The sequence below is a fragment of the Pseudomonas nicosulfuronedens genome (genome assembly GCF_005877905.1).
In the GTDB taxonomy this organism is placed as follows: Bacteria; Pseudomonadota; Gammaproteobacteria; order Pseudomonadales; family Pseudomonadaceae; genus Pseudomonas; species Pseudomonas nicosulfuronedens.
The window spans coordinates 1-26,177 of record NZ_SWDV01000055.1; the positions used below are offsets into that span (position 1 = coordinate 1).

23 protein-coding genes are annotated in these 26,177 nt (G+C 64.6%); 18 read left to right on the forward strand and 5 right to left on the reverse strand.

Annotated features, from left to right (window positions below; all coding sequences use genetic code 11):
* Positions 1-377: 377 nt before the first annotated feature.
* Complete coding sequence (gene yaaA / locus FAS41_RS28595) at positions 378-1,157, reverse strand: peroxide stress protein YaaA (protein WP_138526676.1); 780 nt, start codon at positions 1,155-1,157, stop codon at positions 378-380.
* 501 nt (positions 1,158-1,658) lie between these two features.
* Between yaaA and FAS41_RS28600 the strand changes: the two genes are divergently transcribed.
* The 9 genes from FAS41_RS28600 (at position 1,659) to ubiT (ending at position 9,076) form a co-directional block, all read left to right on the forward strand.
* Complete coding sequence (locus tag FAS41_RS28600) at positions 1,659-3,050, forward strand: PhoH family protein (RefSeq protein WP_138526677.1); 1,392 nt, start codon at positions 1,659-1,661, stop codon at positions 3,048-3,050.
* Between the two features lie 316 nt (positions 3,051-3,366).
* Positions 3,367-3,858 (forward strand): cyclic pyranopterin monophosphate synthase MoaC, encoded by a 492-nt coding sequence (gene moaC, locus FAS41_RS28605; RefSeq protein ID WP_138526678.1) that lies wholly within the window; start codon positions 3,367-3,369, stop codon positions 3,856-3,858.
* A complete protein-coding gene (locus tag FAS41_RS28610) occupies positions 3,855-4,103 on the forward strand; it encodes a MoaD/ThiS family protein (RefSeq protein WP_138526679.1) in 249 nt (82 codons plus the stop codon). Before moaC ends, FAS41_RS28610 begins: the two co-directional genes overlap by 4 nt.
* 4 nt (positions 4,104-4,107) lie before the next feature.
* On the forward strand, positions 4,108-4,560 hold the full coding sequence (moaE, locus tag FAS41_RS28615) for a molybdopterin synthase catalytic subunit MoaE (protein WP_138526680.1): 453 nt from the start codon (positions 4,108-4,110) through the stop codon (positions 4,558-4,560).
* A gap of 310 nt (positions 4,561-4,870) precedes the next feature.
* Positions 4,871-5,425, forward strand: a complete 555-nt coding sequence (moaB, locus tag FAS41_RS28620) for a molybdenum cofactor biosynthesis protein B (protein WP_138526681.1) — start codon at positions 4,871-4,873, stop codon at positions 5,423-5,425.
* Positions 5,422-6,657: a molybdopterin molybdotransferase MoeA gene (locus tag FAS41_RS28625; protein WP_138526682.1), complete on the forward strand. Its 1,236-nt coding sequence runs from the start codon at positions 5,422-5,424 to the stop codon at positions 6,655-6,657. The genes moaB and FAS41_RS28625 overlap by 4 nt, the downstream gene beginning before the upstream one ends.
* A 55-nt stretch (positions 6,658-6,712) precedes the next feature.
* Entirely contained in the window at positions 6,713-7,708 is a 996-nt protein-coding gene (gene ubiU, locus FAS41_RS28630; protein WP_138526683.1) for a ubiquinone anaerobic biosynthesis protein UbiU, read from the forward strand.
* Positions 7,709-7,718: 10 nt separating this feature from the next.
* On the forward strand, positions 7,719-8,609 hold the full coding sequence (locus FAS41_RS28635; protein ID WP_138526684.1) for a U32 family peptidase: 891 nt from the start codon (positions 7,719-7,721) through the stop codon (positions 8,607-8,609).
* Positions 8,603-9,076: a ubiquinone anaerobic biosynthesis accessory factor UbiT gene (ubiT, locus tag FAS41_RS28640; protein ID WP_138526685.1), complete on the forward strand. Its 474-nt coding sequence runs from the start codon at positions 8,603-8,605 to the stop codon at positions 9,074-9,076. The genes FAS41_RS28635 and ubiT overlap by 7 nt, the downstream gene beginning before the upstream one ends.
* A gap of 125 nt (positions 9,077-9,201) precedes the next feature.
* On the opposite strand, the gene FAS41_RS28645 is transcribed toward ubiT, so the two are convergent.
* The 3 genes from FAS41_RS28645 to FAS41_RS28655 form a co-directional block, all read right to left on the reverse strand.
* Positions 9,202-9,570: a putative zinc-binding protein gene (locus FAS41_RS28645; RefSeq protein WP_138526686.1), complete on the reverse strand. Its 369-nt coding sequence runs from the start codon at positions 9,568-9,570 to the stop codon at positions 9,202-9,204.
* Between the two features lie 156 nt (positions 9,571-9,726).
* Positions 9,727-10,380, reverse strand: a complete 654-nt coding sequence (gene narL / locus FAS41_RS28650; RefSeq protein ID WP_138526687.1) for a two-component system response regulator NarL — start codon at positions 10,378-10,380, stop codon at positions 9,727-9,729.
* Positions 10,377-12,239 (reverse strand): histidine kinase, encoded by a 1,863-nt coding sequence (locus tag FAS41_RS28655; RefSeq protein ID WP_138526688.1) that lies wholly within the window; start codon positions 12,237-12,239, stop codon positions 10,377-10,379. The genes narL and FAS41_RS28655 overlap by 4 nt, the downstream gene beginning before the upstream one ends.
* A 173-nt stretch (positions 12,240-12,412) precedes the next feature.
* On the opposite strand from FAS41_RS28655, the gene FAS41_RS28660 reads away from it, so the two are divergent.
* The 9 genes from FAS41_RS28660 to FAS41_RS28700 all read left to right on the forward strand — a co-directional run bounded on the left by FAS41_RS28660 (position 12,413) and on the right by FAS41_RS28700 (position 25,486).
* Complete coding sequence (locus FAS41_RS28660) at positions 12,413-13,714, forward strand: nitrate/nitrite transporter (RefSeq protein ID WP_138526689.1); 1,302 nt, start codon at positions 12,413-12,415, stop codon at positions 13,712-13,714.
* A gap of 12 nt (positions 13,715-13,726) precedes the next feature.
* Positions 13,727-15,133, forward strand: a complete 1,407-nt coding sequence (locus FAS41_RS28665; protein WP_138526690.1) for a NarK family nitrate/nitrite MFS transporter — start codon at positions 13,727-13,729, stop codon at positions 15,131-15,133.
* Positions 15,134-15,232: 99 nt separating this feature from the next.
* The gene (locus FAS41_RS28670; RefSeq protein ID WP_138526691.1) at positions 15,233-19,012 is read left to right on the forward strand and encodes a nitrate reductase subunit alpha; all 3,780 of its coding nucleotides are present in this window, start codon (positions 15,233-15,235) and stop codon (positions 19,010-19,012) included.
* 11 nt (positions 19,013-19,023) lie between these two features.
* The gene (gene narH / locus FAS41_RS28675; RefSeq protein ID WP_138526692.1) at positions 19,024-20,559 is read left to right on the forward strand and encodes a nitrate reductase subunit beta; all 1,536 of its coding nucleotides are present in this window, start codon (positions 19,024-19,026) and stop codon (positions 20,557-20,559) included.
* A 5-nt stretch (positions 20,560-20,564) separates the two neighbouring features.
* Positions 20,565-21,317: a nitrate reductase molybdenum cofactor assembly chaperone gene (gene narJ, locus FAS41_RS28680; RefSeq protein WP_138526693.1), complete on the forward strand. Its 753-nt coding sequence runs from the start codon at positions 20,565-20,567 to the stop codon at positions 21,315-21,317.
* 2 nt (positions 21,318-21,319) lie between these two features.
* On the forward strand, positions 21,320-22,006 hold the full coding sequence (gene narI, locus FAS41_RS28685; RefSeq protein WP_138526694.1) for a respiratory nitrate reductase subunit gamma: 687 nt from the start codon (positions 21,320-21,322) through the stop codon (positions 22,004-22,006).
* Positions 22,007-22,108: 102 nt separating this feature from the next.
* Positions 22,109-22,927, forward strand: a complete 819-nt coding sequence (locus FAS41_RS28690) for a peptidylprolyl isomerase (RefSeq protein ID WP_138526695.1) — start codon at positions 22,109-22,111, stop codon at positions 22,925-22,927.
* A gap of 115 nt (positions 22,928-23,042) precedes the next feature.
* Positions 23,043-24,029: a GTP 3',8-cyclase MoaA gene (gene moaA, locus FAS41_RS28695; protein WP_138526696.1), complete on the forward strand. Its 987-nt coding sequence runs from the start codon at positions 23,043-23,045 to the stop codon at positions 24,027-24,029.
* A 680-nt stretch (positions 24,030-24,709) separates the two neighbouring features.
* On the forward strand, positions 24,710-25,486 hold the full coding sequence (locus FAS41_RS28700; protein WP_138526697.1) for an ABC transporter substrate-binding protein: 777 nt from the start codon (positions 24,710-24,712) through the stop codon (positions 25,484-25,486).
* A gap of 60 nt (positions 25,487-25,546) precedes the next feature.
* Here FAS41_RS28700 and FAS41_RS30920 read toward each other — a convergent pair.
* Positions 25,547-26,177: hypothetical protein (locus FAS41_RS30920; RefSeq protein WP_171049572.1), on the reverse strand; the 631-nt coding region annotated here is incomplete at its 5' end.

The following is a 26,177-nucleotide window of genomic DNA, read 5'->3' on the forward strand; positions in this document are numbered from 1 at the left end:
GTCGTGGCAGGTTGTGCGGCAGCCGGTTTGTGTTCCTGCTGGCAGCCGGCAATAGCGGCCGTTCCGATCAGGAGTGCGGCGATCAGGGGGTGTTTTGAGCAGGAAACGTACAGTCGGAGCCCTGGTGACCGGGTGGTTCCATGGCCAATGGCTTACAGGCCATTTGGTATCAGGGGCTTTTCGTAGGAGCGAGCGGCGGGCGGGGTAGCGACCTTGTAGGGCGCATAACGCGCCAGCGTTATCCGCCACGGATGAGCCGGCGAATAACCTGTTCCAGGTTGTGCGTCCTACCGAAGCTCGCGCGCCTACCCGGTATACGAGGTCGAAACGAAAACGGGAGCCCCAGGGCTCCCGTTTGGTGCAGCGCAAATGCTGGATCAGTCTTCGGCATGATCGCGCAGGAACACCAGCTGGTCGGCCTTGGAGTGCTCGGCGCTGTAGGCGTAGCCCGCGTAGTTGAAGTCCTTCAGGCCTTCGGGGTTGGTCAGGCGTTCCTTGATCACGTAGCGCGCCATCATTCCGCGGGCCTTCTTGGCGTAGAAGCTGATGATCTTGTACTGGCCGTTCTTCAGGTCCTTGAACTCAGTGTCGATCACCCGTGCGTTGAGGGCCTTGCGCTTCACCGCACCGAAATACTCGTTGGAAGCCAGGTTCAGCAATACGTCGTCGCCCTGTTCGGCCAGGGACTCGTTCAGCCAGCCGCTGATGCGCTCGCCCCAGAAGGCGTAGAGGTCCTTGCCCCGGCCGTTGGCCAGCTTGGTGCCCATTTCCAGGCGATACGGCTGCATCAGGTCCAGCGGGCGAAGCACGCCGTAGAGGCCGGAGAGCATCCGCAGGTGGCGCTGGGCGAAGTCGAAGTCGTCCTCGCTGAAGTCCTCGGCCTGCATGCCGGTATAGACATCACCCTTGAAGGCCAGCAGTGCCTGCTTGGCGTTGGCGGGGGTGAAGTCCGGGTGCCAGCTGCCGAAGCGCGCAGCATTCAGGCCGGCGAGCTTGTCCGACAGGTGCATCAGCTCGGCGATCTGCGCCGGGGCCAGTTCCCGCAGGATACCGATCAGCTCCTGGGCGTCGTCCAGGTGTTCGGGCAGGGTAAAGCGCTGCGTCACCGGCGCGGTGTCGTAGTCCAGGGTCTTGGCGGGGGAAATCACCATCAGCATCGTGCGGTCTCCTACAAGCGAGCGGCGATTGTAAGGAGTCGCGGGCGTTGGCTCCACCTATGGGGACGATTAGCGACGGGCGAGTCGCGGGATCGACATCTATAGAGACGGGCAGGGTGGAGCTTGGGGGACGAGTGCCGGAGTAGGCGCTGCGTATGGGTCTAAGAGACTGATCTGGCGAAAAAAGAGGAGGGCGTTACGAGGGGTAGGACTCCTAAAACTAGCGCTGTCCGAGGCCGTCGCCAAGGTATTTCGTCGTACGACGAAAAAAACCTTCTTAGGAAGGAAAAAGACTTTTTATCGTCATGTTTTTTCCTGTATTTCTGGAGTCGTAGACCGCCGAACCCTGCAGACAGGTGGCGGCCCCGGCCCGGCCAGTCCCTTGTATGCAGTGCTCTCGAATCCTGCCGATCCCAGGAGCCCGAGAGCCGGTGGCTCACCGCACGGCGGAGCGCTGTAAAGGCATTCCGTCGTAACGCTCCTACAAGAGGTGACCTGCGTATGGATGACCACGGACGCTCCCGCCCCACCCAGCCCACCCTGTACGTCCTTGATACCAACGTCCTGATCCACGATCCCAACGCCTTGCTGAACTTCCAGGAGCACCACGTCGCGATCCCGATGACGGTGCTGGAGGAACTGGACAAGCTCAAGACCGGCAAACACACCGTGGCCGCGGAATGCCGCCAGGCAATCCGTCTCATCGACTCGGTACTGGGCGAGGCCTCGCCCGATCAGGTAGAGGATGGCGTGCCCATCCAGCGCGGCAAGAGCGGGCCGTGCGGCAGCCTGTCGATCCTCATGAGCAAGCGCGCCGAGCCGATCACCTGGCTGCCCGAGCACCTCAACGACAACAAGATCATCAACCAGCTGGTGGAGCTGAAGAGTCGCCACAGCAGCAAGCGTGTGGTGCTGGTCACCAAGGACATCAACATGCGCCTGAAGGCGCGTGCCTGCGGGGTATTTGCCGAGGACTACCACACCGACCAACTGGTCGATGACATCAACCTGCTGTCGCGTGGCTACCACTCGCTGAATGGGTCGTTCTGGGACCGTGTCAGCAAGGTGGAGACCCGCCAGGATCGCGGTCGCACCTGGCATCGAGTGCAACTCACCGACAACCTGCCGGCGGTGCACATCAACGAGTTCATCGTCGATGAGCAGGGTTTCGTCGGCTGGATCAAGGGTATCGACCAGGACGAACTGACCATCCTCGACCTGCACCAGGAACCGCTGCTGCACCAGGAGGCATGGGGCCTGCGTCCGCGCGATGTGTACCAGTCGCTGGCGCTGTACGCGTTGCTGGACCCGGACATCCACCTGGTCAACCTGTCCGGCGCCGCCGGCTCGGGCAAGACCATCCTTGCCCTGGCTGCCGCCATCGAGCAGACCATGGTCACCAAACGCTACAAGCGCATCATCGCGACCCGCAGCGTGCAGGGCCTGGACGAGGACATTGGCTTCCTGCCCGGTACCGAGGCGGAGAAGATGGAGCCCTGGCTCGGCGCGATCACCGACAACCTCGAAGCGCTGCATTCGGATGACGAGTGCACCCATGGCAGCGTCGACTACATCCTCAGCAAGGTGCCGCTGCAGTTCAAATCGCTGAACTACATCCGCGGCCGCAGCTTCCAGCAGAGCCTGATCCTGATCGACGAGTGCCAGAACCTCACCCCGCACCAGATGAAGACCATCATCACCCGCGCGGGCAACGGTTCGAAGGTTATCTGCCTGGGCAACCTGGCGCAGATCGATACCCCCTACCTGTCGGCCACCAGCTCCGGCCTGACCTACCTGACCGAACGCTTCAAGGACTTCCCCCACGGCGTGCACGTGACCCTGCAAGGGGTGCCGCGCTCCGTACTGGCGGAATTCGCCGAAGCGCACATGTAAGCCTTCCGCTTACTCAGCAGGGCCCGCCATCTGGCGGGCCTTCTATTTCCCGGATACGTCCGGTGTAAACGAAGACTGAAGCCTGCACGGTTTGCTCCCTCTCCCTTCAGGGAGAGGGAACCGTTGGGCAGAAGGCGCAAGCTGGCAGCCAGTCGGATACACCGTCGAACGGGGTGCGGACGGAGAGACTTGAACTCTCACCGCACATATACCTCTTCTTGTATACAATCCTCCCCCCAACGCGCCGCTCGCCGGTCTGCCAGCCCCGCGCGTCGGGGTTAAACTGTTCCCCTGATTCTCCGGAGAGTGCCCACCCGTGCTGACCCATCTCGATTCCCAGGGCCGCGCCAACATGGTCGATGTCACCGAAAAAGCCGTGACGTCCCGTGAGGCCGTGGCCGAAGCCCGGGTGCGCATGCTCCCGGCGACCCTGCAGCTGATCCAGGACGGCGGCCACCCCAAGGGCGACGTATTCGCCGTGGCGCGCATCGCCGGCATCCAGGCGGCGAAGAGGACCCATGAACTGATCCCGCTGTGCCATCCGTTGCTGCTCACCAGCGTGAAGGTCGAACTGGTCGCCGAGGGGGAAGACACCGTGCACATCGTCGCCCGCTGCAAGCTGGCCGGGCAGACCGGTGTGGAGATGGAGGCGCTGACCGCCGCCAGCGTCGCCGCGCTGACCATCTACGACATGTGCAAGGCCGTGGACCGCGGCATGACCATCGAAAGCGTACGCCTGCTGGAGAAGCTCGGCGGCAAGAGCGGGCACTACCTGGTCAACGATGGCGTAGCAGGAGACACCCCATGATCCGCGTGCAGTACTTCGCCCGCTACCGTGAAGCCCTCGGCCTGGAGGGCGAGCAGCTGAACTGGAGCCAATCCCTGGCCAGCCTCGATGACCTGCGGCGCCTGCTGCTGGAGCGCGGTGGTGCCTGGGACGTGCTCGGCGAGCAGAACCTGATGTGCGCGCGTAACCAGGAACTGTGTTCCCTGGACGAGCCTCTCGTCGACGGCGACGAAGTGGCGTTCTTCCCCACCGTGACCGGAGGCTGAGCCCATGGCGATCCGCGTCCAGCCGGCGGCGTTCGATCCGGGCGCCGAACTCAACGCGATGCACGCCGCCAACGTCGGCGTCGGTGCGGTGGTCGGCTTCGTCGGCTATGTGCGTGATTTCAACGATGGCCGCGAAGTGGGTGGCATGTTCCTCGAACACTACGCCGGCATGACCGAGAAGGCGCTGGCGAAGATCGAGGTCGAGGCCAACGAGCGCTGGCCGCTTCTGCGCCTGGAAATCCTCCACCGCATCGGTCGCCTGGAGCCGGGCGAGCCCATCGTTTTCGTCGGTGCGGCCAGCGCCCACCGACAGGCGGCGTTCGATGCCTGCAACTTCGTCATGGACTACCTGAAGACCCGCGCGCCATTCTGGAAGAAGGAAGACACCACCGACGGCCCGCGCTGGGTCGAGGGCCGTTGCAGCGACCAGGCTGCCGCCGACCGCTGGAAGAGCTGAGTCCGTCGCCTGTGCATCTGTGAACCCATGGGCGGCGGATAACGCCTGAGCCGTTATCCGCCCTGTGGATGGGCGATTCCTGGTGTTGAGGCCAGGCCTGCTCCGGAGCCAGGCGTAGGGCGCTTGAAGCGGCACGCTTTATCCGCGACTGCGCATCCACATTCGGATGAAAGAGAGGGAGCGTCTGCGCGCCGACCGGTGGCGATGCCCCGCACGCGCCGGGGCAGTACCTCCTAGGAGGAATGGGCGGTAAGGAGGAAGGGGCGCAGGCTGGCGCCAGCCCTTTTTGCTCCGAATCGGAGAGCCCCTCATGAGCCATCTCAGCACCCCGGACTTCCAGCCGCTGGAGATCGCTGTCCTCACCGTCAGCGACACCCGCAGCCTGCACAACGACACCTCCGGCCAGGCCCTGGTGACCTCGTTGCAACGGGCCGGACACGCCCTCGCCGAGCGCCGGCTGGTCATCGACGACATCTACCAGATCCGCGCCGTGGTCTCGGCCTGGATTGCCGATCCCAAGGTCCAGGTCGGCCTGATCACCGGCGGTACCGGCTTCACCACCCGTGACAACACCCCTCAAGCCGTCGCGCCTTTGCTCGAGCGCACCGTGGACGGCTTCGGCGAGCTGTTCCGGCAGATTTCCCGCGAGGAAATCGGCACTTCCACGATCCAGTCCCGCGCTATCGCCGGCATCACCAACGGCACCCTGATCTGCTGCCTGCCCGGCTCCACCGGCGCCTGCCTGACCGCCTGGGAAAAGATCCTGGTGCAGCAGTTGGACAGCCGCACCAAACCCTGCAATTTCGTCCCCCATCTCAAGCGCCTGCCCGAGCGCCCGGTGCTGGCCTGCGGTACACGCTCATGAGCGCCTGCGGCTGTTCCGGTTCCGGCCTGCGCCCGGTGGACGAGGCCATCGCCGCGCTGATGGATTTCGCTCCCCCGGCGCCGCCGACTGTGTGTGTCGACCTGGAGGAGGCTCTGGGCCGCATCCTGGCCGAGGACATTCACTCACCTATCGACCTGCCGCTTTGGGACAACAGCGCGATGGACGGCTACGCCCTGCGCAGCGCCGACATGGGGCCGACGGGTGCGAGACTGAAGATCGCCGGCTGTATTGCTGCCGGCGATGCTGCCCAGGTCGAACTGCAACCCGGCCAGGCCATGCGCATCTTCACCGGCGCGCCGTTGCCGCCGGGGGCGGACAGCGTGATCGCCCAGGAAGACTGCGAGGTCGACGGCGACTGGCTGCAGGTGCCCGTGGTCGAGCACGGCAGCCATGTTCGCTGTCGCGGCGAAGAGCTGTGTGTAGGCGATGCCTTGCTAAGTGCCGGGAAGAAACTGCGCGCCCAGGACCTGGGCCTGATGGCCAGCGTCGGCCTGGACCGCGTCAAGGTTTTTCGCCCGCTGCGCGTCTGCCTGCTGAGCAGTGGCGACGAGTTGCGCGAGCCTGGTGAGTCGCTTGCCCCAGGGCAGATCTACAACGCCAACCGCTTCAGCGTCGGTGCGTTGCTGCGTGGCTGGGGTGTCGAGGTGCACGACTACGGTGTACTCGCCGATACCCTGGCGGCCAGCCGCGATGCGCTGAGCCTCGCTGCGTCCGAATGGGATGTGCTGATCACCAGCGGCGGGGTATCGGTGGGCGACCGTGACTACCTCAAGCAGGCGATCCGCGAGCTGGGCGAACTGCACCTGTGGAAGCTGAAGATGCAGCCGGGCAAACCGCTGGCATTCGGCAGCATCGCCGGCAAACCGTGGATCGGCCTGCCGGGGAATCCGGCTGCCGCGCTGGTCACGGCACTGGTGGTGGCGCGACCGTTCCTCTGGCGTGCCCAGGGGCGTAGCGTGGTCGATACGCTGCCGGTCACGTTGCCGGCGGGCTTCGACTGGCCCACGGCCAACTCGCGGCGCCAGTACCTGCGCGCGCGCCTGGAACTCGGCGGCGACGGCGTGGCATGCATCTGCCTGCACCCGCAGCAGGGCTCGGCCATGCTGCGTGCGGCGAGCTGGGCCGATGGCCTGGCGGTGGTGGAGGCCGGGCGCACCCTGCACGCCGGCGAGCCGCTGCCTTTCCTGTCTTTCAGCGAACTCGGCGCCTGACGCCGTTCCCGGCTGCCGGCGGGGGCCGGCGGCCTCCGTACTGCCCGGGGGAAGCATGCAACTGGTCTGCCCGGCGGGAAGTCTGCCCGCCTTGAAATCGGCCCTGCGCGAAGGCGCCGACGCCATCTACGTCGGCTTTCGCGATGACACCAACGCCCGGCATTTCGCCGGCCTCAACCTCGATGACCGCCAGCTGCGCCAGGGCGTGGAAGTTATCCACAGCGCCGGCAAGCAGATGTACGTGGCGGTCAACACCTATCCCGGCGCGGCCGGCTGGTCCCGCTGGCAACGCGCGGTGGACCACGCCGCGGACCTGGGCGTGGATGCACTGATTGCCGCTGACTGTGCGGTGCTCGGCTACGCCGCCAGGCGCCACCCGAACCTCGCGCTGCATCTCTCGGTACAGGGCTCGGCCACCAATGTGGCGGCGCTGGCGTTCTACCACGAGCGCTATGGCATCCGCCGCGCCGTGCTGCCGCGCGTGCTGTCGCTGGCGCAGGTGCGCCAGGTGGCGGCGAACAGCCCGGTGCCCATCGAAGTCTTCGCCTTCGGCAGCCTGTGCATCATGGCCGAGGGCCGCTGCCACCTGTCCTCCTATGTCACCGGCGAGTCGCCGAATCTCTGCGGCGTCTGTTCGCCGGCGAAGGCGGTGCGCTGGAGCGAGGAGCCCGAAGGCCTGACCTCGCGTCTCAATGACGTGCTGATCGACCGTTATGCGCCGAATGAGCCGGCAGGCTACCCGACCCTGTGCAAGGGCCGCTTCGTGGTCAACGGCGAACGCTTCCATGCCCTGGAAGAACCCACCAGCCTGAACACCATCGACCTGATTCCACAGTTGGCGGAAATCGGCGTCGCGGCGGTGAAGATCGAGGGTCGGCAACGCAGCCCGGCCTATGTCGAGCAGGTCACCCGCGTCTGGCGCCAGGCGCTGGATGCGTGGCAGCGCGCACCGGAGAACTACCGCGCGCTGACGCAGTGGCAGGACGCCCTGGACAAGCTTTCCGAAGGCCACCAGACGACCCTGGGCGCCTACCATCGCTCCTGGCAATGAGGACCTCGTGATGAAACTCAGCCTGGGACCGGTGCTGTTCTACTGGGACCGCCGGACACTCCTGGATTTTTATGCGCAGATGGCCGAGCAGCCGCTGGACGCCATCACTATCGGCGAGACCGTCTGCTCCAAACGCCGCGCCATGTCGCTCGACAACTGGCTGGGCCTGGGGCGCGAGCTGCAGCAGCAGAGCGGGGCGCAAATCCTCATCTCGGGGCTGGCGCTGATCGAGGCGGCCTCCGAGCTGTCGTCGCTGCGTCGCCTCTGTGCCAACGGCGAGCTGCAGGTCGAGGCAAGCGACATGGGGGCGGTGCAGATTCTCAGTACCCTGGGCGTCGAATTCGTCGGCGGGCCCGCGCTCAATGTCTACAACGGCCATACGCTGGCTGAGCTGCACGCCGCCGGCATGCGCCGCTGGGTGCCGCCGGTGGAATGCTCCGGCGAGCAGATCCATGCCGTGATCGAGCAGGCGCGCGAGCTGGGCATCACCGAGGTGGAGACCGAAGTGTTCGCCTACGGCCATCTGCCGCTGGCGTACTCGGCGCGCTGCTTCACTGCGCGGGCGGAGAACCGGCCCAAGGACGACTGCCAGTTCTGCTGCATGAACTACCCCGAAGGCATGCCGATGCTGAGCCAGGAAGGCATGCCATTGTTCACGCTCAACGGAATCCAGACGATGTCCGGCGAGGTCAGCAATCTGCTGGCGGACTATGCCTCGCTGCTTGATTGTGGCGCCGATCTGCTGCGCCTGAGCCCGCGTGCGGAAGGCATGGTGGAGGTCGTGCAGGCTTTCGACCAGGTGCGCAAGGGTGCCATACCGCCGCTGGCGGTGGCGGGATGCAACGGATACTGGCATGGCCGACCGGGCATGCTGCGCAGTGATGAGGTGAACCTGTGCTGACACTCGAAACCAGTGCCCTGCGCGCCGCCGACCGCCTGCTGCCGCTGGCCGCACGCGTCCCTTCGGGGCTGCAGCGCGCCATTCTGCAGCGCGCCGCCAACCGCTTGTTCGCCGAGCCCCTGGCAGACGGTGCCTTCGACATCCTCGACGGCCACTGGCTGCGTCTGGAAGTGAATGATCTCGGCCTGGGTTGGAGCCTCACGCGCGGCCGCGATGGCCTGCGCTTCGCCGATGCCTGCACACCCAGTGTGACCATCCGTGGCAGCTGGCGCGACTTCCTGCTGCTGGCGGGCCGGCAGGAGGACCCGGACACGCTGTTTTTCCGGCGTCGTCTGGTGATCGAGGGCGATACCGAACTGGGGCTGGCGGTGAAGAACCTGATCGATAGTCTCGATCCGGACAGCCTGCCGTCCTGGCTGTGGCGCGCCATGCGCCGCGCCAGCCAGGTAGTACAGGAAAACGCCTGAGCCGCTCCCGTAGGATGGGTGGAGCTTGCGATACCCATGCTGTCCTGGCGCGCCAATCGATGGGTATCGCTGCGCTCCACCCATCCTACGTCGGCGTCTGTTCTTTCGTCCTGCGCGGTGGCGGCTCAGGCCGGGGTGCGTACGAGGAACTGCAGTTCCTCGTAGAGCATCTCGAAGTCCTGCACCGGCGCATCCTGCCCGTAACGTTTCTTCAGGCCGTATTCGGTCAGGGTGATCTCGTGGTCGGCTTTCACCCCGTGGCGTGCCAGGCAGCTCTGCACGCAGTGCAGGTGGCAGCCGTCCACGGCGATGATCGGCCGGCCGGAGCAGGCTTTCTTCACCAGCGCGGGCACGTCGCCGCCCACTCCCGCAATGCAGGACATCTCCGCCAGGCCGTCACGGTCCAGGCGCAGGGCGAGGTCGTTGGCCAGCTGCGCGAGGTTGGAGCAGCCGGAGCAGGAATACACGAGGGGCAGGTGCGGCGAGGGCGGCATGGGGACCTCCAGGGTGAGTCCCGCAGTGTCCTGCCGCCATGGGCTGGCGCGACATGATCTGAATCAAGTTGGCGAGCTGGCTACTACCAGGGAGGTAGGGCGGATAAAGCGGAACGCTTTATCCGCCGTCAGACCCGATGGCGGCTGTCATCGAGGTCAGACCAGATGGTTCTCCACCGCCCAGACTGCCGCTTCCACGCGTGAGCGCATGCCCAGCTTGTGCAGCACGCGCTTCACATGGACCTTCACGGTGCCTTCGGTGATATCGAGTTTGCGCGCGATCATCTTGTTGCTGTAGCCGTGGGCGAGCTGGCGCAGGATCTGCCGCTCACGGTCGGTGAGTTCCTCGATGCCCTTGGGGCGGTCATCGCCGCGCAGTGCCTGGGCCAACACCTGGGTCAGCTGCGGACTGATGGTCAGTTGGCCGGTGGCGGCCTGGCGGATGTGTTCCAGCAGGCGCTCGGGCTCCATGTCCTTGAGCAGGTAGCCGTCGGCGCCAGCCCGCAGCACGTTGATCACGTCGTTGCGGTCATCGGAGACGGTGAACACCACGATGCGCGCATCCTCGCCGTTCTCGCGCATGGCACGCAGGGTATCGAGGCCGGTCATGCCCTTCATGTTGAGGTCGAGCAGGATCATGTCCGGCTCCAGCTCCGCAGCCAGGCGCAGGGCTTCCTCACCGCTGCCGGCTTCGCCCACCACTTCCAGATCGTCCTCGAATTCCAGCAGCTGGACCACGCCCTTGCGCATCATCGGGTGGTCATCGACGAGCAGGATGCGCGCGCGGTCATCGGTGGGGGCGGCCGTCATGGGTGGGTCTCCGGGTACTGCGACAGGGGTTTGTGGGTGAAGCGCACACTGACCCGCGTGCCCTGCGGCTCGCGCGGGGCGATGGCGAAGGTGGCCTCCAGGGTCTGGCTGCGCTCCCGCATGATGCTAAGCCCATAGTGCCCATTGCGGCTCTGCGCTGGGTCAAAGCCCACTCCATCATCGTCCACGGTGATGCACACGTGGTCCTCGGCATCCTCGAAGAGGGTCACCTTGGCCTGGCTCGCCTGGGCATGGCGCACGACGTTGGACAGCGCTTCGCGGACAATCTGCAGGATGTGGATTTCCTCGTTGGGGTTGAGCGGGATGTGCGCCAGGCGGTTGTCCAGCTCGATGCTCAGGCCGCCACGTTCGGCGAATTCCTCCACGGTCTTCACCAGCGCAGCTTCCAGGCTGGACTGCTCCAGGCTCAGGCGGAAGGTGGTGAGCAGCTCGCGCAGCTGGCGGTAGGCGCTGTTGAGGCCTTCGCGCAGTTCGTCGAGGGTCTCGTCGATCTTCTCCGCCGGCACATCGCGCTTGAGCAGGGTGGCCAGTCGGCTGACCTGGATTTTCAGGTAGGACAGCGACTGGGCAAGCGAGTCATGCAGTTCGCGGGCGATGGTGCTGCGCTCGGCGAACAGCGCCAGGCGGTTCTCCTGTTCCTGTTGCAGGGACAGGGCGAAGGTGCGCGCAATGTTGTCGCAGAAGCCTTCGACGAACTGCCGTTGCCAGTCTTCCAACTGGCCGGTGGTGGTCTCGATGAACAATTCGCCAAAGCGGTGCTCGCCGATGGACAGCGGTTGCATCAGCAGCGGGTTCAGGCTGCGTACCGGCTCGCCGCAATGGTCGGCCTGGGCGCGGCAGTCGCCACAGTTGCCCTGCAGGCAGAAACCGCCGGTGATGCCGTCGGTGGTCAGCGAGGCGTAGGCGCGCTCGACACCGTCCTTGTTCAGGCACAGCGTCACCTTGCCGGCTTGCAGCACGCGTTCCAACTGATTCAGTAGCGGTTGCAGGGTGCGTTCGTCGTAAGGGTCCTGGCCGAGGCGACGGGCGCTGTCGTAGAGCAGCTCCAGGCGTTGGTGGCTGTTGGACAGGGCACGGGTCTTGTCTTCCACCCGCGCTTCCAGTTCGCGGTAGCTGGCTTGCAGCTCCTCGGCCATCTGGTTGAAGCGCTCGCCCAGCTGGCTCAGCTCGTCTTCGCCGCTGCTGCTGACCCTGGCGTCGAGGTCGCCTTCGCCCAGGCGGCGGGCGGTGGTGGTCAGTTCGCGCAGCGGCCCGACCACGTGGTAGCTCAGGTCATAGAGGCTGATGAACACCACCAGCAGGCTGAGGAACAGGCACAGGCCCTGCACCGTGCTGAGCATCTGTGATCGGTATTCAGCGTTGCGCTGCAGAGTGCCGACGAAGCCGTCGATATGCCCGACGAAAGTGTCCAGGGTGCTCAGGGCTGGCGCTTCGGAAAGGTCTAGGTTCTGTAGTTCCTTACGCAACTGGTCGTGCTGCTGGCGGATCGGCGCGTCGGCGTCCGCACGGCGCAGCAGGCGGGTGATCTCGTCGTTGTCCAGGCGCGCGGCGAGGGTCGATTGCAGGGCCTGGCGGTTGATCGGCGAGGGGTCCAGCGCCAGTCGGTAGGTGAGCATCCGCAACGAGCCGGCCTGGTTGATCACCGCCGCATCCTGGTGCGAATAGTCGGCGAACAGGAGGGCGCTGAACATGCCCGCCAACGCCAGCGACACCAGTAGGGTGAGGTAGCAGCCGAAGCGCACGACGATGGATTTGCGCAGGGACGGGCGTCCAGCGGGGGGACTACCCACAAAGAATCGGTCGTTGCCGGAAGGCTCGGCAGTGTGTGCCGTATTCATAGTAAATGCCTTTTAAAACAATGAGTTAAGCATTCATATCGGGGATACCCACTAGGAGGTAGCGGCGCGCATCTGCTCATGAATCGCCCTTTCGCTCATTGATGACGATCAAGAGAAGGCGACTAGTCCTTACCTAACGTGCGGGCAAAGGCTGTCAGGAAGTGAGCTTAGCCATGTTGTCCCACCGTCAGAAACAGTACTCCGTGCTCGGCATGAGCACACTGGCGTTCGCCGTGAACTTCGCGGTCTGGACGATGTTTTCGATCATCGGTATCCGCATCAAGGAAGAGCTGGGGCTGTCCGAAGCCCAGTTCGGCTTGATGGTGGCGCTGCCGATCCTTACCGGTTCTCTGGTGCGGCTGCCGCTGGGGCTGATCACCGACCGCTTCGGCGGGCGCATCGTGTTCTTCATCCACATGCTGCTGGTGGCCATCCCGATCTACGGCCTGGCCTTCGCCACCCTCTACTGGCATTACCTGGTGCTGGGCCTGTTCGTCGGCCTGGCCGGCGGCTCCTTCGCGGTGGGCATCGCCTACACCTCCTCGTGGTTCGAGAAGGAGCGCCAGGGCACCGCCATGGGCATCTTCGGCGCCGGCAACGCGGGTGCGGCAATCACCAACCTGGTGGCGCCGATGATCGTGGTTGCCTTCGGCTGGCGCATGGTCCCGCAGATCTACTCGGTGGCCATGCTGGTGACCGCGCTGCTGTTCTGGTTCTGCACCTGGACAGACCCGGCTCACACCAAGGGCGGCGACGCCGACCCGAGCCGTCCGCGCCCGACCCTGGCCAAGCAGCTGGCACCGCTGGGCGAGCTGCGTGTATGGCGCTTCGGCCTGTACTACTTCTTTGTCTTCGGCGGCTTCGTTGCCCTGGCCCTGTGGCTGCCCAAGTACTACATCGCCGAATACGGCCTGGACCTGCGCACCGCATCCTTCATCACCATGCTGTTCACCCTGCCTTCTGGCCTGATCCGCGCCCTGGGCGGCTGGTTCAGCGACCACTACGGCGCCCGTGCGGTGAACTGGGGCGTGTTCTGGATCTGCCTGGTCTGCCTGTTCTTCCTCTCCTACCCGCCGACCACCATGACCATCCACGGCATCAAGGGTGACGTCAGCCTCGGTATCGGCCTGAACGTCTGGCTGTTCACCTTCCTGGTGTTCATCGTCGGCATCGCCCAGGGCTTCGGCAAGGCCAGCGTGTACCGAATCATCCACGACTACTACCCGCAGAACATGGGCACTGTCGGCGGCATGGTCGGGGTCATCGGCGGCCTCGGCGGCTTCTGTCTGCCCATCCTGTTCGGCTACGCCGCCGACCACATCGGTGTGCGCTCCTCCTGCTTCATGTTGCTGTTCGGCCTGACCGTGATCTGCATGGTCTGGATGCACTACGCGATCAAGCAGCAACAGCGCCTCGACGGCCAGGCCCGGGTGGCCGACGTCGACGCCTCTCCCATTCCTTCCAGTCAATCCTGAGGTAATGCCGTCATGGGCATGATCGCCAACCCCCAACTCAAAGCCGCCAAAGGACCGTTGCTGGTCGACTGGCGCCCCGAGGACCCTGAGTTCTGGGCGCAGACCGGCAAGCGCATCGCCGCGCGCAACCTGTGGATCTCGATCCCCGCGCTGTTGCTTGCCTTCGCCGTATGGATGATCTGGAGCACCGTCACCGTGCGCCTGAACGCCGCCGGTTTCAGCTTCAGCAACGACCAGTTGTTCCTGCTTGCCGCGCTGCCGTCGATCTCCGGTGCGACCCTGCGCATCTTCTACTCCTTCATGGTGCCGATCTTCGGCGGCCGCCGTTGGACTGCGCTGTCCACCGCCTCGATGCTGATCCCCTGCCTCTGGCTGGGCTTTGCCGTGCAGGACCCGACTACTCCCTACTGGGTGTTTGCCTGCATCGCGCTGCTGTGCGGCTTCGGCGGCGGTAACTTCGCTTCCAGCATGTCCAACATCAGCTTCTTCTACCCGAAGAATCAGCAGGGCACTGCGCTGGGCCTGAACGCCGGCCTGGGCAACCTGGGGGTTTCGGTCATGCAGTTCGCCGTGCCCCTGGCGGTCGCAGGAGGGTTGTTCGGCGCCTTCGGTGGTGAGCCGCAGCAACTGACCGACGGCAGTCGTCTGTTCCTGCAGAACGCCGGCTGGATCTGGGTACCGTTCATTGCCGTGGTGTCCGTCGCTGCCTGGTTCGGCATGAACGATATCGCCGATGCCAAGGCCTCCTTCCTTGAGCAGTCGGTAATCTTCAAACGCAAGCACAACTGGCTGATGTGCTGGTTGTACGTGGCCACCTTCGGCTCGTTCATCGGCTTCTCCGCTGGCTTCGCCATGCTCAGCAAGACCCAGTTCCCGGACATCAACCCGCTGCAGTACGCCTTCCTCGGCCCGCTGGTGGGCGCCCTGAGTCGGCCGCTGGGCGGCTGGCTGGCCGACAAATTCGGCGGTGCGCGCATCACCCTGTGGAACTACGCGGCGATGATCGCCGGTGTGTTCGCGGTGATCAGCTTCCTGCCGGGTGCCAATGGCACTGGCAGCTTCTTCGGCTTCCTCGGTTCCTTCATCGCGCTGTTCTTCTTCGCCGGCATCGGCAATGGCAGCACCTTCCGCATGATCCCGGTGATCTTCCGCAACGAATGGGCGGCCCGCCTGAAGCAAGGCCACGTCACCGAAGCCCATGCGGCCAAGCGCGCCAGCATGGAGTCCGCGGCAGTGATCGGTTTCTCGGCGGCCATCGGTGCCTACGGCGGCTTCTTCATTCCCAAGGCTTTCGGTACCTCCCTGGCCATGACCGGCAGCGCCGAGGGCGCCCTCTACGTCTTCGTCGCGTACTACGTGAGCTGCATCGTTGCCACCTGGTGGTGGTACGCCCGCAAGGGCGCGGAAAGCCCTTGTTGACCTCTTCGGCAGATAACGCCGCGCGTTATTCGCCATACGTGATTCGCGAGTCCTGATTTGAGCTTGAACGCCCGGCACAGACCGGGTGAGGAGATACAGATGAGTTACCTACTCGACCGCCTGCAGTTCTTCAAGAAGAAGCAGGGTGAATTCGCCGATGGTCATGGCGAGGTCACCAACGAAAGCCGCGCCTGGGAAAACAGTTACCGGCAGCGCTGGCAGCACGACAAGATCGTTCGCTCTACCCACGGGGTGAACTGCACCGGCTCGTGCTCCTGGAAGATCTATGTGAAGAACGGCCTGATCACCTGGGAAACCCAGCAGACCGACTACCCGCGCACCCGCCCGGACCTGCCCAACCACGAGCCGCGCGGTTGCCCCCGTGGCGCCAGCTACTCCTGGTACATGTACAGCGCCAACCGCCTGAAATACCCCAAGGTGCGCAAGCCGCTGCTCAAGCTCTGGCGTGAAGCCCGCGCCACCCACAACGACCCGGTGGACGCCTGGGCCAGCATCGTCGAAGACTCCGCCAAGGCGAAAAGCTACAAGAGCGAGCGCGGCCTGGGCGGCTTCATCCGCTCGAGCTGGAGCGAAGTCACCGAGATCATCGCCGCGGCCAACGTCTACACCGCCAAGACCTATGGCCCGGACCGCGTCATCGGCTTCTCGCCGATCCCGGCCATGTCGATGGTCAGCTACGCCGCCGGCGCCCGTTACCTGTCGCTGATCGGCGGCGTGTGCCTGAGCTTCTACGACTGGTATTGCGACCTTCCGCCCGCGTCCCCGCAGATCTGGGGCGAGCAGACCGACGTGCCGGAATCGGCCGACTGGTACAACTCCAGCTACATCATCGCCTGGGGTTCCAACGTCCCGCAGACCCGTACCCCCGATGCGCACTTCTTCACCGAAGTCCGCTACAAGGGCACCAAGACCGTGGCCGTCACCCCGGACTACTCCGAAGTGGCCAAGCTCACCGACCTCTGGCTCAACCCCAAGCAGGGCACCGACGCCGCGCTGGGCATGGCCTTCGGTCACGTCATCCTCAAGGAGTTCCACCTCGAGAAGCCCAGCGCCTACTTCGTCGACTACTGCCGCCAGTACACCGACATGCCGATGCTGGTGCTGCTCGAGCCGCACACCGAGGGCGTACTCAAGCCGACCCGCTACCTGCGCGCGGCAGACCTGGCGAACAACCTCGGCCAGGACAACAACCCCGAGTGGAAGACCATCGGCCTGGACGAAATCTCCGGCGAGCTGGTCTCGCCCACCGGCGCCATCGGCTACCGCTGGGGCGAGTCGGGCAAGTGGAACATCGAGGAAACCGAGGGCGGCGAGAAGCGTGAAACCCGCCTGGCCCTGACCCTGATCGACGGCCCGGAAAACGCCTGCGACGTCGGCTTCCCTTACTTCGCCGGCCAGGAACATCCGCACTTCAAGGGTGTGGACAACGACGAGGTGCTGGTGCGCCGCGTGCCCTTCCGCGAGGTCATCGGCGCCGACGGCAAGACCCTGCGCGTCGCCACCGTGTATGACCTGCAGATGGCCAACTACAGCGTCGACCGTGGCCTGGGTGGCCGCAACGTTGCGGCTTCCTACACCGACGCCGACGTGCCCTACACCCCGGCCTGGCAGGCCCGCATCACCGGCGTACCGGCAGCCCGTGCCATCCAGGTGGCCCGCGAATTTGCTGACAGCGCCGACAAGACCCACGGCAAGGCCATGGTCATCATCGGCGCGGCGATGAACCACTGGTACCACATGGACATGAACTACCGCGCGGTCATCAACATGCTGATGATGTGCGGTTGCATCGGCCAGAGCGGTGGCGGCTGGGCGCACTACGTCGGCCAGGAAAAACTCCGCCCGCAGACCGGCTGGGTCCCGCTGGCGTTCGGCACCGACTGGAGCCGTCCGCCACGGCAGATGAACGGCACCAGCTTCTTCTACCTGCACAGCTCGCAGTGGCGCCACGAGAAGATCTCGATGCACGAAGTCCTCTCGCCGCTGGCCGACACCAGGCAATTCCCCGAACACGCGCTGGACTACAACATCCGGGCCGAGCGCATGGGCTGGCTGCCGTCCGCCCCGCAGCTCAACCGCAACCCGCTGCACATCGCCGCTGACGCCGAGCGCGCCGGCATTCCGGTGCAGGACTACGTGGTCCGTGAACTCAAGGCCGGCAACCTGCGCGTGGCCAGCGAGCAACCGGACGATCCGCAGAACTTCCCGCGCAACATGTTCATCTGGCGCTCCAACCTGCTCGGCTCCTCGGGCAAGGGCCACGAGTACATGCTCAAGTACCTGCTGGGTGCGAAGAACGGCGTGATGAACGACGACCTCGGCAAGGCCGGCGGCCCGTGCCCGAGCGAAGTCGACTGGGTCGATGAAGGCGCCGAAGGCAAGCTGGACCTGGTCACTACCCTCGACTTCCGCATGTCCTCCACCTGCATGTATTCGGACATCGTCCTGCCGACCGCCACCTGGTACGAGAAGGACGACCTCAACACCTCCGACATGCACCCCTTCATCCACCCGCTGTCCGCCGCGACCGATCCGGCGTGGGAAGCCAAGAGCGACTGGGAGATCTACAAGGCGATCGCCAAGAAGTTCTCCGAGGTTTCCGTCGGCCACCTGGGGGTGGAGAAGGACCTGGTCACCGTGCCGCTGCTGCACGACACCGCCAACGAACTCGCGCAGCCGTTCGGCGGCAGCGACTGGAAGAAGGGCGAGTGCGAACCGGTTCCCGGCCGGACCATGCCGACCCTGCATGTGGTCGAGCGTGACTACCCCAACACCTACAAGAAGTTCACCTCCCTCGGCCCGCTGCTGGACAAGCTCGGCAACGGCGGCAAGGGCATCGGCTGGAACACCGACAAGGAAATCAAGCTGCTCGGCGAGCTGAACCACAAGGTCACCGAGACCGGTATCAGCGAAGGCCGTCCGCGCATCGAGAGCGCCATCGACGCCGCCGAAGTGATCCTCGCCCTGGCGCCGGAAACCAATGGCCAGGTCGCCGTGAAGGCCTGGGAGGCGCTGTCGAAGTTCACCGGCCGTGACCATACCCACCTGGCGCTGCCCAAGGAAGAAGAGAAGATCCGCTTCCGCGACGTCCAGGCGCAGCCGCGCAAGATCATCTCCAGCCCCACCTGGTCGGGCCTGGAAGATGAGCACGTGAGCTACAACGCCGGCTACACCAACGTCCACGAGATGATCCCGTGGCGCACCATCACCGGTCGCCAGCAGTTCTACCAGGATCACCCCTGGATGCAGGCCTTCGGCGAAGGCTTCGTTAGCTATCGGCCGCCGGTCAACACCCGCAGCACCGACAAGCTGTTCAACAAGAAGCCTAACGGTCACACCGAGATCACCCTGAACTGGATCACCCCACACCAGAAGTGGGGCATCCACTCCACCTACAGCGACAACCTGCTGATGCTCACCCTGTCGCGCGGTGGCCCGATCATCTGGATGAGCGAGAACGACGCGAAACGCGCCGGCATCGAGGACAACGACTGGGTCGAAGTCTTCAACGCCAACGGCGCCGCGACCTGCCGCGCGGTGGTCAGCCAGCGCGTGAAGGACGGCATGGTGATGATGTACCACGCCCAGGAACGCATCGTGAACCTGCCGGGCAGCGAGACCACCGGCACCCGTGGCGGCCACCACAACTCGGTGACCCGCGTGGTCCTCAAGCCCACCCACATGATCGGCGGCTACGCCCAGCAGGCGTGGGGCTTCAACTACTACGGCACCGTCGGCTGCAACCGCGACGAGTTCGTCGTGGTGCGCAAGATGAACAAGGTCGACTGGCTCGACGAGCCGGAGCAGGGTGGACTGGGCGGTGACGCCCTGCCGCAACCGCTGCCCCAGGACATTTGAGGATTACTGCCATGAAAATTCGTTCGCAAGTCGGCATGGTGCTGAACCTCGACAAATGCATCGGTTGCCACACCTGCTCCATCACCTGCAAGAACGTCTGGACCAGCCGCGAAGGCGTCGAGTACGCCTGGTTCAACAACGTCGAAACCAAGCCCGGCATCGGTTACCCGAAAGAGTGGGAGAACCAGGAGAAGTGGAAGGGCGGCTGGAAGCGTAACGCCGACGGCTCCATCGTCCCGCGCATCGGCGGCAAGTTCCGCGTGTTGGCAAACATCTTCGCCAACCCGGACCTGCCGGAAATCGATGACTACTACGAGCCTTTCGACTTCGACTACCAGCACCTGCACACCGCACCCAAGGCCCAGCACCAGCCGGTCGCCCGCCCGCGCTCGCTGGTCTCCGGCCAGCGCATGCAGAAGATCGAGTGGGGCCCCAACTGGGAGGAAATCCTCGGTACCGAATTCGCCAAGCGTCGCAAGGACAAGAACTTCGACCAGGTCCAGGCGGACATCTACGGTGAGTACGAAAACACCTTCATGATGTACCTGCCGCGCCTGTGCGAGCACTGCCTGAACCCGGCGTGCGTGGCGTCGTGCCCGAGCGGCGCGATCTACAAGCGCGAGGAGGACGGCATCGTCCTGATCGACCAGGACAAGTGCCGCGGCTGGCGCATGTGCATCAGCGGCTGCCCGTACAAGAAGATCTACTTCAACTGGAAGAGCGGCAAATCCGAGAAGTGCATCTTCTGCTATCCGCGCATCGAGGCCGGCCAGCCGACCGTCTGCTCGGAAACCTGCGTGGGCCGCATCCGCTACCTCGGTGTGCTGCTGTATGACGCCGACCGTATCCACGAAGTGGCCACCTGCGAGAACGAGCGTGAGCTCTACCAGAAGCAGCTGGAAATCTTCCTCGATCCGTTCGATCCGAAAGTGATCGAGCAGGCGCGCAAGGATGGCGTACCGGACAGCGTCATCGAGTCCGCACAGAAGTCGCCGGTGTACAAGCTGGCCATGGACTGGAAGCTGGCCCTGCCGCTGCACCCGGAATACCGCACGCTGCCGATGGTCTGGTACGTGCCGCCGCTGTCGCCGATCCAGAACGCCGCCTCCGAAGGCCACATCGGCAGCGACGGGGTGATCCCGGATGTCGAGTCCCTGCGCATCCCCGTGCAGTACCTGGCCAACCTGCTGACCGCTGGCGACACCGCTCCGGTGCTGCTGGCCCTCAAGCGCCTGCTGGCCATGCGCGCCTACAAGCGTGCCGAACACGTGGAAGGCAAGCAGGACCTGGACGTGCTGAAGAAAGTTGGCCTGACCGTGAACCAGGTGGAAGAGATGTACCGCTACCTGGCGATCGCCAACTACGAAGACCGCTTCGTCATCCCCACTGCGCACCGCGAAGAGGCGCTGTCGGATGCGTTCGCCGAGCGTTCGGGTTGCGGCTTCAGCTTTGGCAACGGTTGCTCCGGCAACTCGGGCGTGAACCTGTTCGGCGGCAAGGCCGTGGACAAGCGCAACGTCATCCAGACCGTGCAGATACAGGAGTGACAGCCATGGGAATTTCCCTTGAGAGCCATAGCCAGTTACTGAAGCTCAGCGCGCTGATGCTCGATTACCCTCGCATCGAACTGCGCGAGGAAAGCCTGGCGCTGCATGCCCTGATCCGCACCTGCGACCTGCCGGAAAAGCAGCGCGACGGCCTCGCCGCGCTGCTCAACGAGCTGTGCAAGGGCGACATCCTCGACGTGCAGGCCCGTTACGACGGCCTGTTCGAGCGCGGCCGCTCGGTCTCCCTGCTGCTCTTCGAACACGTGCACGGCGAAAGCCGTGACCGTGGCCAGGCGATGGTCGACCTGATGGACCGCTACACCCAGGCGGGCCTGGTCATCGACGTCAACGAGCTGCCGGACTACCTGCCGCTGTACCTGGAGTTCCTCGCTCTGCAGGACGCCGAGTCAGCGCGTGTCGGTCTGGCCGAAGTCGCACACATCCTTGCGCTGATCGCCCTGCGCCTGGAGGAACGCGGCAGCAGCTACGCGGCGGTCTTCCACAGCCTGCTGGAGCTGTCCGGCGAGCAGCCGGACCTCGGTGCGCTCAAGCGCGACCGCGAGCAGGAAGTGCGCGACGACAGCCTGGAAGCCATCGACAAGGCCTGGGAGGAAACCCCGGTGAGCTTTACCGAGCCCGCCGCCGGTTGCCCGTCCACCAGCGCCCGGCGGATTTCCTCCGCCGCCGAACAACCCATGCAGTGGGTCGCCCAGCCGGTGCCGCAGATGCAGTACCGGGCGGCCAGAGAAGGAGTCTGAACATGTCCCTCGATCTTCTAGCCTTCGGGGTCTATCCCTACGTTGCGCTCGCCATCTGCCTGATCGGTAGCTGGGCGCGCTTCGACCTCTCGCAATACACCTGGAAAGCCGGCTCCAGCCAGATGCTGAGCAAGAAGGGCATGCGGGTCTACAGCAACCTGTTCCACGTCGGTGTGCTGTTCATCCTCGCCGGCCACTTCGTCGGTCTGCTCACCCCGCACTCGGTCTACGAGCACCTGATCAGCACCGAGCAGAAGCAGCTGCTGGCGATGGTTTCCGGCGGCTTCTTCGGCATCCTCTGCTTCATCGGCCTGACCGGCCTGATCCTGCGCCGCCTGACCAATGAGCGCGTCCGCGCCACCGGCAACGCCTCGGACCTGATGATCCTGCTGGTGCTCTACGTCCAGCTGATCCTCGGCCTGTCAACCATCGTCGCCTCCACCCATCACCTGGATGGTTCGGTGATGGTCATGCTCGCCAACTGGGCGCAGTCCATCGTCACCTTCCAGCCGTTGGCCGCCGCCGAAGCGATCGCTCCGGTCTCGCTGGTCTACAAGCTGCACGTGACCCTGGGCCTGACCCTGTTCGTGCTGTTCCCCTTCACTCGCCTGGTGCACATCGTTAGCGCCCCGGTGTGGTACTTCGGCCGCCGCTACCAGGTGGTCCGCACCAAGCGTCGCGCGGTGTGATGAAGCGGCGGGTAACGCTGGCGCGTTATTCGCCCTACCCGAACCTCGAACCGTAGGGCGGATAACGCGACCGGCGTTATCCGCCATCCGGAGGTAATCGAAATGAGTTGCTCCCACTACGAAGCCAAGGTCGAACACGTCGACCTGCCTGCCATCTCCGTCAATGGCGTCGCCATCGCCGAGGACGAGCTGGCTCGCGAGCTGCAGTACCACCCTGCCGCCAGCCATGCCGAGGCGCTGTACTCCGCCTGCCGCGCGCTGGTCGTGCGCCAGTTGCTGGTGCAGCGCGCCGACGCGCTGGGCCTCGCGGCCGACGCGGAAGAAGGCGAGGCCCCGGAAGAAGCGCGCATTCGCGCCCTGATCGACCGTGAAGTCGGCGTGCCCGAGGCCGACGAGGCCAGCTGCCGCCAATGGTACGAAGCCAACCCCACCCGCCTGACTTCGCCGTGGCGCATGCGTCTGCGCCACGTGCTGCTGGGTTGCGCGCCGGACGACCTGGAAGGCCGCGCCAAGGCCCGCGAACAGGCCGAGGAACTGCTGGCCGAACTGCGTGGACATCCCGAGCGTTTCGCCGAGAAGGCCATGCGCTTCTCCGACTGCCCGTCGAAAGACGACGGGGGTGACCTGGGCTGGATCGAACCGGGGCAGACCGTCCCCGAGTTCGAGAAACGCCTGCTGCAACAGCAACCCGGCCTGCTTGGCCATCCGCTGGAAAGTCGCTACGGCCTGCACGTGGTCGAGCTGATCGAGCGTGATGGCGGCGAGCCGCTGGACTTCGCGCAGGCCCGCCCGCGTATCGCCGGCTACCTGCGCGCCCAGGTGCTGCAACGCGCCGTCAGCCAGTACATCAGCGTGCTGGCCGGCGAGGCGCAGATCGACGGCTTCGTCTTCGACGCTGCGGAGTCGCCGCTGGTGCAGTGAACCGGTTCCGGACCCCTCTCTCCCTATTCCTCCCCCAGGGCAGGGAGGGGCTTCGGAAACGGCCATGAATATCGGCCTTCGCCGCGGATGGCGAGGGTCGGCCGGAGTGAACACCATGTCCGAATGGATCGACGGCCAAGGCCGCAAGATCGACTACCTGCGCCTGTCCGTAACCGACCGCTGCGACTTCCGTTGCGTCTACTGCATGTCGGAAAACATGCGCTTCCTGCCGCGACAGCAGGTGCTCACCCTGGAAGAGATCGAGCGGGTAGCACGCCTCTTCGTCGAACGCGGCGTGAAGAAGCTGCGCCTCACCGGCGGCGAACCGCTGGTGCGGCCCGGTATCGTTCACCTCTGCGAACGCCTTGCGACGCTGCCTGGCCTGCGCGAACTGTGCATGACCAGCAACGGCTCGCAGCTCTTCCGATTGGCTGGCGATCTGAAGGCGGCTGGCCTTTCCCGCCTCAACATCAGCCTCGACACCCTCGATGCCCAACGCTTCGCCGCCATCACCCGCACCGGGCGCCTGGAGCAGGTGCTGCGGGGTATCGACGCCGCCCAGCAAGCCGGTTTCGAGCACATCAAGTTGAATTGCGTGGTGATGAAGGGCCGCAACGCCGACGAAGTACCGGCGCTGGTGGATTACGCCATCGCACACGGGCTGGATATCAGCTTCATCGAAGAAATGCCCCTGGGCCAGGTCGGTCGCGAGCGTGAGGAGAGCTTCTGTTCCAGCGACGAAGTCCGCGCGCTGATCGCCGAACGCCACGAGTTGCTGGACAGCGCCGAACACAGCGGCGGTCCGGCGCGCTATGTGCGCCTGGCGCAGCACCCGGGCACGCGCATCGGCTTCATCTCGCCGCATTCGCACAACTTCTGCTCCACCTGCAATCGCCTGCGCCTGACCGCTGAGGGTCGCTTGCTGCTGTGCCTGGGCCACGAGAACTCCCTGGACCTGCGCGGCCTGCTGCGCCGCCATCCGCTGCACGACGAGCCCATCCTCGAAGCCCTGCGCGGCGCCCTGCAGCGCAAGCCGGCGCGTCACGAATTCACCGTGGGTGACGTGCAGGTGCTACGCTTCATGAACCTCAGCGGCGGCTGAAACCGACCTCCCTTGGCGGGCAGGATGTCCGCCGCGTGCCTTGCGTCTCTCAATACATCCCTAGGGCGAATAACGCGCAGCGTTATCCGCCACTTCGGTGCGCGCCAATCGTATGCCCTTCTGTAGGAGCGAGCCCTGCTCGCGAACCGCCTTGGCTTCACGGTCTGGGACTGTTCGCGAGCAAGGACTGAACGTCCCACTCGGTCCTGCGACGAGCACATCGCTACCTGGAAAACAGGCACAAAAAAGCCCCAGCGACATGAGCGTATCGCGGGGGCTTCGGGCATCTGCCAAAAGGTATAACCGTGGAAGCTACGGTAAATCATGCGAAAGAATTGTCTCGAATCCTCCTCGGATCGCTTCGGAACGCTTCCAGACTAAGGCGGGAGCCCGCTGCGCGACATTCCTCCGAAGGAGTAGCGCAGGGCGCGCAAAGGGGAGTGCGCCGCGCGGTCGCAGGACGATTGACGTTGTGTACTTTTTAGTCCAGATTGGATTTTAAGTTTACGCGCGCCCGCGCGTGGACGGGCCAGAACAACAAGTCATTCGCCTGGGTCAGGGCAAGGCAATGCCGCTGCGACCTCCGTGTCGCGCCCCTGGACGAACCAAGACATGCCGTACTCACTGCCAGGACGTACCGGCCGGCGCTCGCCCCGGCGACCACACAACGGAGTTCATCGATGAATCGCAAAGCCCTGCTGGGCGGCCTGATGCTGGCTGCCTTCGCCACCTTCTCCCACGCCGACGACAAGCCATTGCGCATCGGCATCGAGGCAGCCTATCCGCCCTTCGCCTACAAGACCCCCGAAGGCGGCATTGCCGGCTTCGACTACGACATCGGCAATGCCCTGTGCGAAGAGATGAAGCGCAAGTGCCAGTGGGTCGAGCAGGAGTACGACGGCCTGATCCCTTCGCTGAAAGTGCGCAAGATCGACGCCGCGCTGTCCTCCATCACCATCACCGAAGAGCGTAAGCACTCGGTGGACTTCACCCACAAGTACTACTTCACCCCGGGCCGCCTGGTGATGAAGGAAGGCTCGCAGCTGGACGAGCAGTTCAGCCAGCTCAAGGGCAAGAACATCGGCGTGCAGCGCGGCTCCACCGCCGACCGTTTCGCCACCGAGGTCCTGGGCAAGGCCGGCGCCAACGTGGTGCGCTATACCAGCCAGGACGAGATCTACCTGGACCTGCTGGCGGGCCGCCTGGACGGCACCTTCGCCGACTCCATCCCGCTGGAAATCGGCTTCCTGGAAACCCCGCGCGGCAAGGGCTTCGCCTTCATCGGGCCGGAATTCAAGGACCCGAAATACTTCGGCGAGGGCGCTGGCATCGCGGTGCGCAAGGGCAACACCGAACTGGTCGGCCAACTCAACGCCGCGATCGACGCGCTGCGCGCCAATGGCAAGTACAAGGAAATCGAAGGCAAGTACTTCAAGAGCGATATCTACGGGGACTGATCGCTGCGTCGAGTCGCAGCAAAAAGGCCGCCTTCGGGCGGCCTTTTTCATCAGAAGAAGTCAGGCAGTCAGGATGTCCAGTAGCGCTTTGCGGCTGTCGTGAAGCAGGCTGTCCGGGTAGATATCACTGTCATGGAAGAAAAGGCGTGCTAGCGCAATGTCGTCTGCCTGCCCACCGTTTGCCAGGTGCTCCAACCAAAGCGATGCTTCCTGGAGTCTGTCTGCGTGGCGGCGTCTAAGGATGTCGATGGCATTGCCGTAATGGACAGTGTTGTCGCGAATTACCAGGCGAATCCAGGCACTCAGGCTCTTTACACCCAATGCGTCGACACGGGTAATGTTCTCGTTACTGGCGTGTAGCTTGGTCGCCTTGTCCAGAGCGACCGAGAGCAGCAGGGCGAATTCGTCAGCTGGCAAGCTTATTGAGCGCAAGGGCTCGCAACAGGATCGGCGAACCTGTAGGTCGATGTTGTATTCCGGGGTATCGAACAGAACGCTGGCGATGCGCTTGAGTCCGCGGTAATGGTTCTGTTTATCCAGGTAGCGCAGATAGGATGACTCGACAAACTCATCGCTGAGTGACGCATTGCGTTGTGACAGCAAGTGCCTGAGAAAACTGATCGATTCGAGTTCCAGGGTCATCAGGTGCCAAAGCGGGGAACGCTGATTTTCCACCAGGGAGCGGGGGACG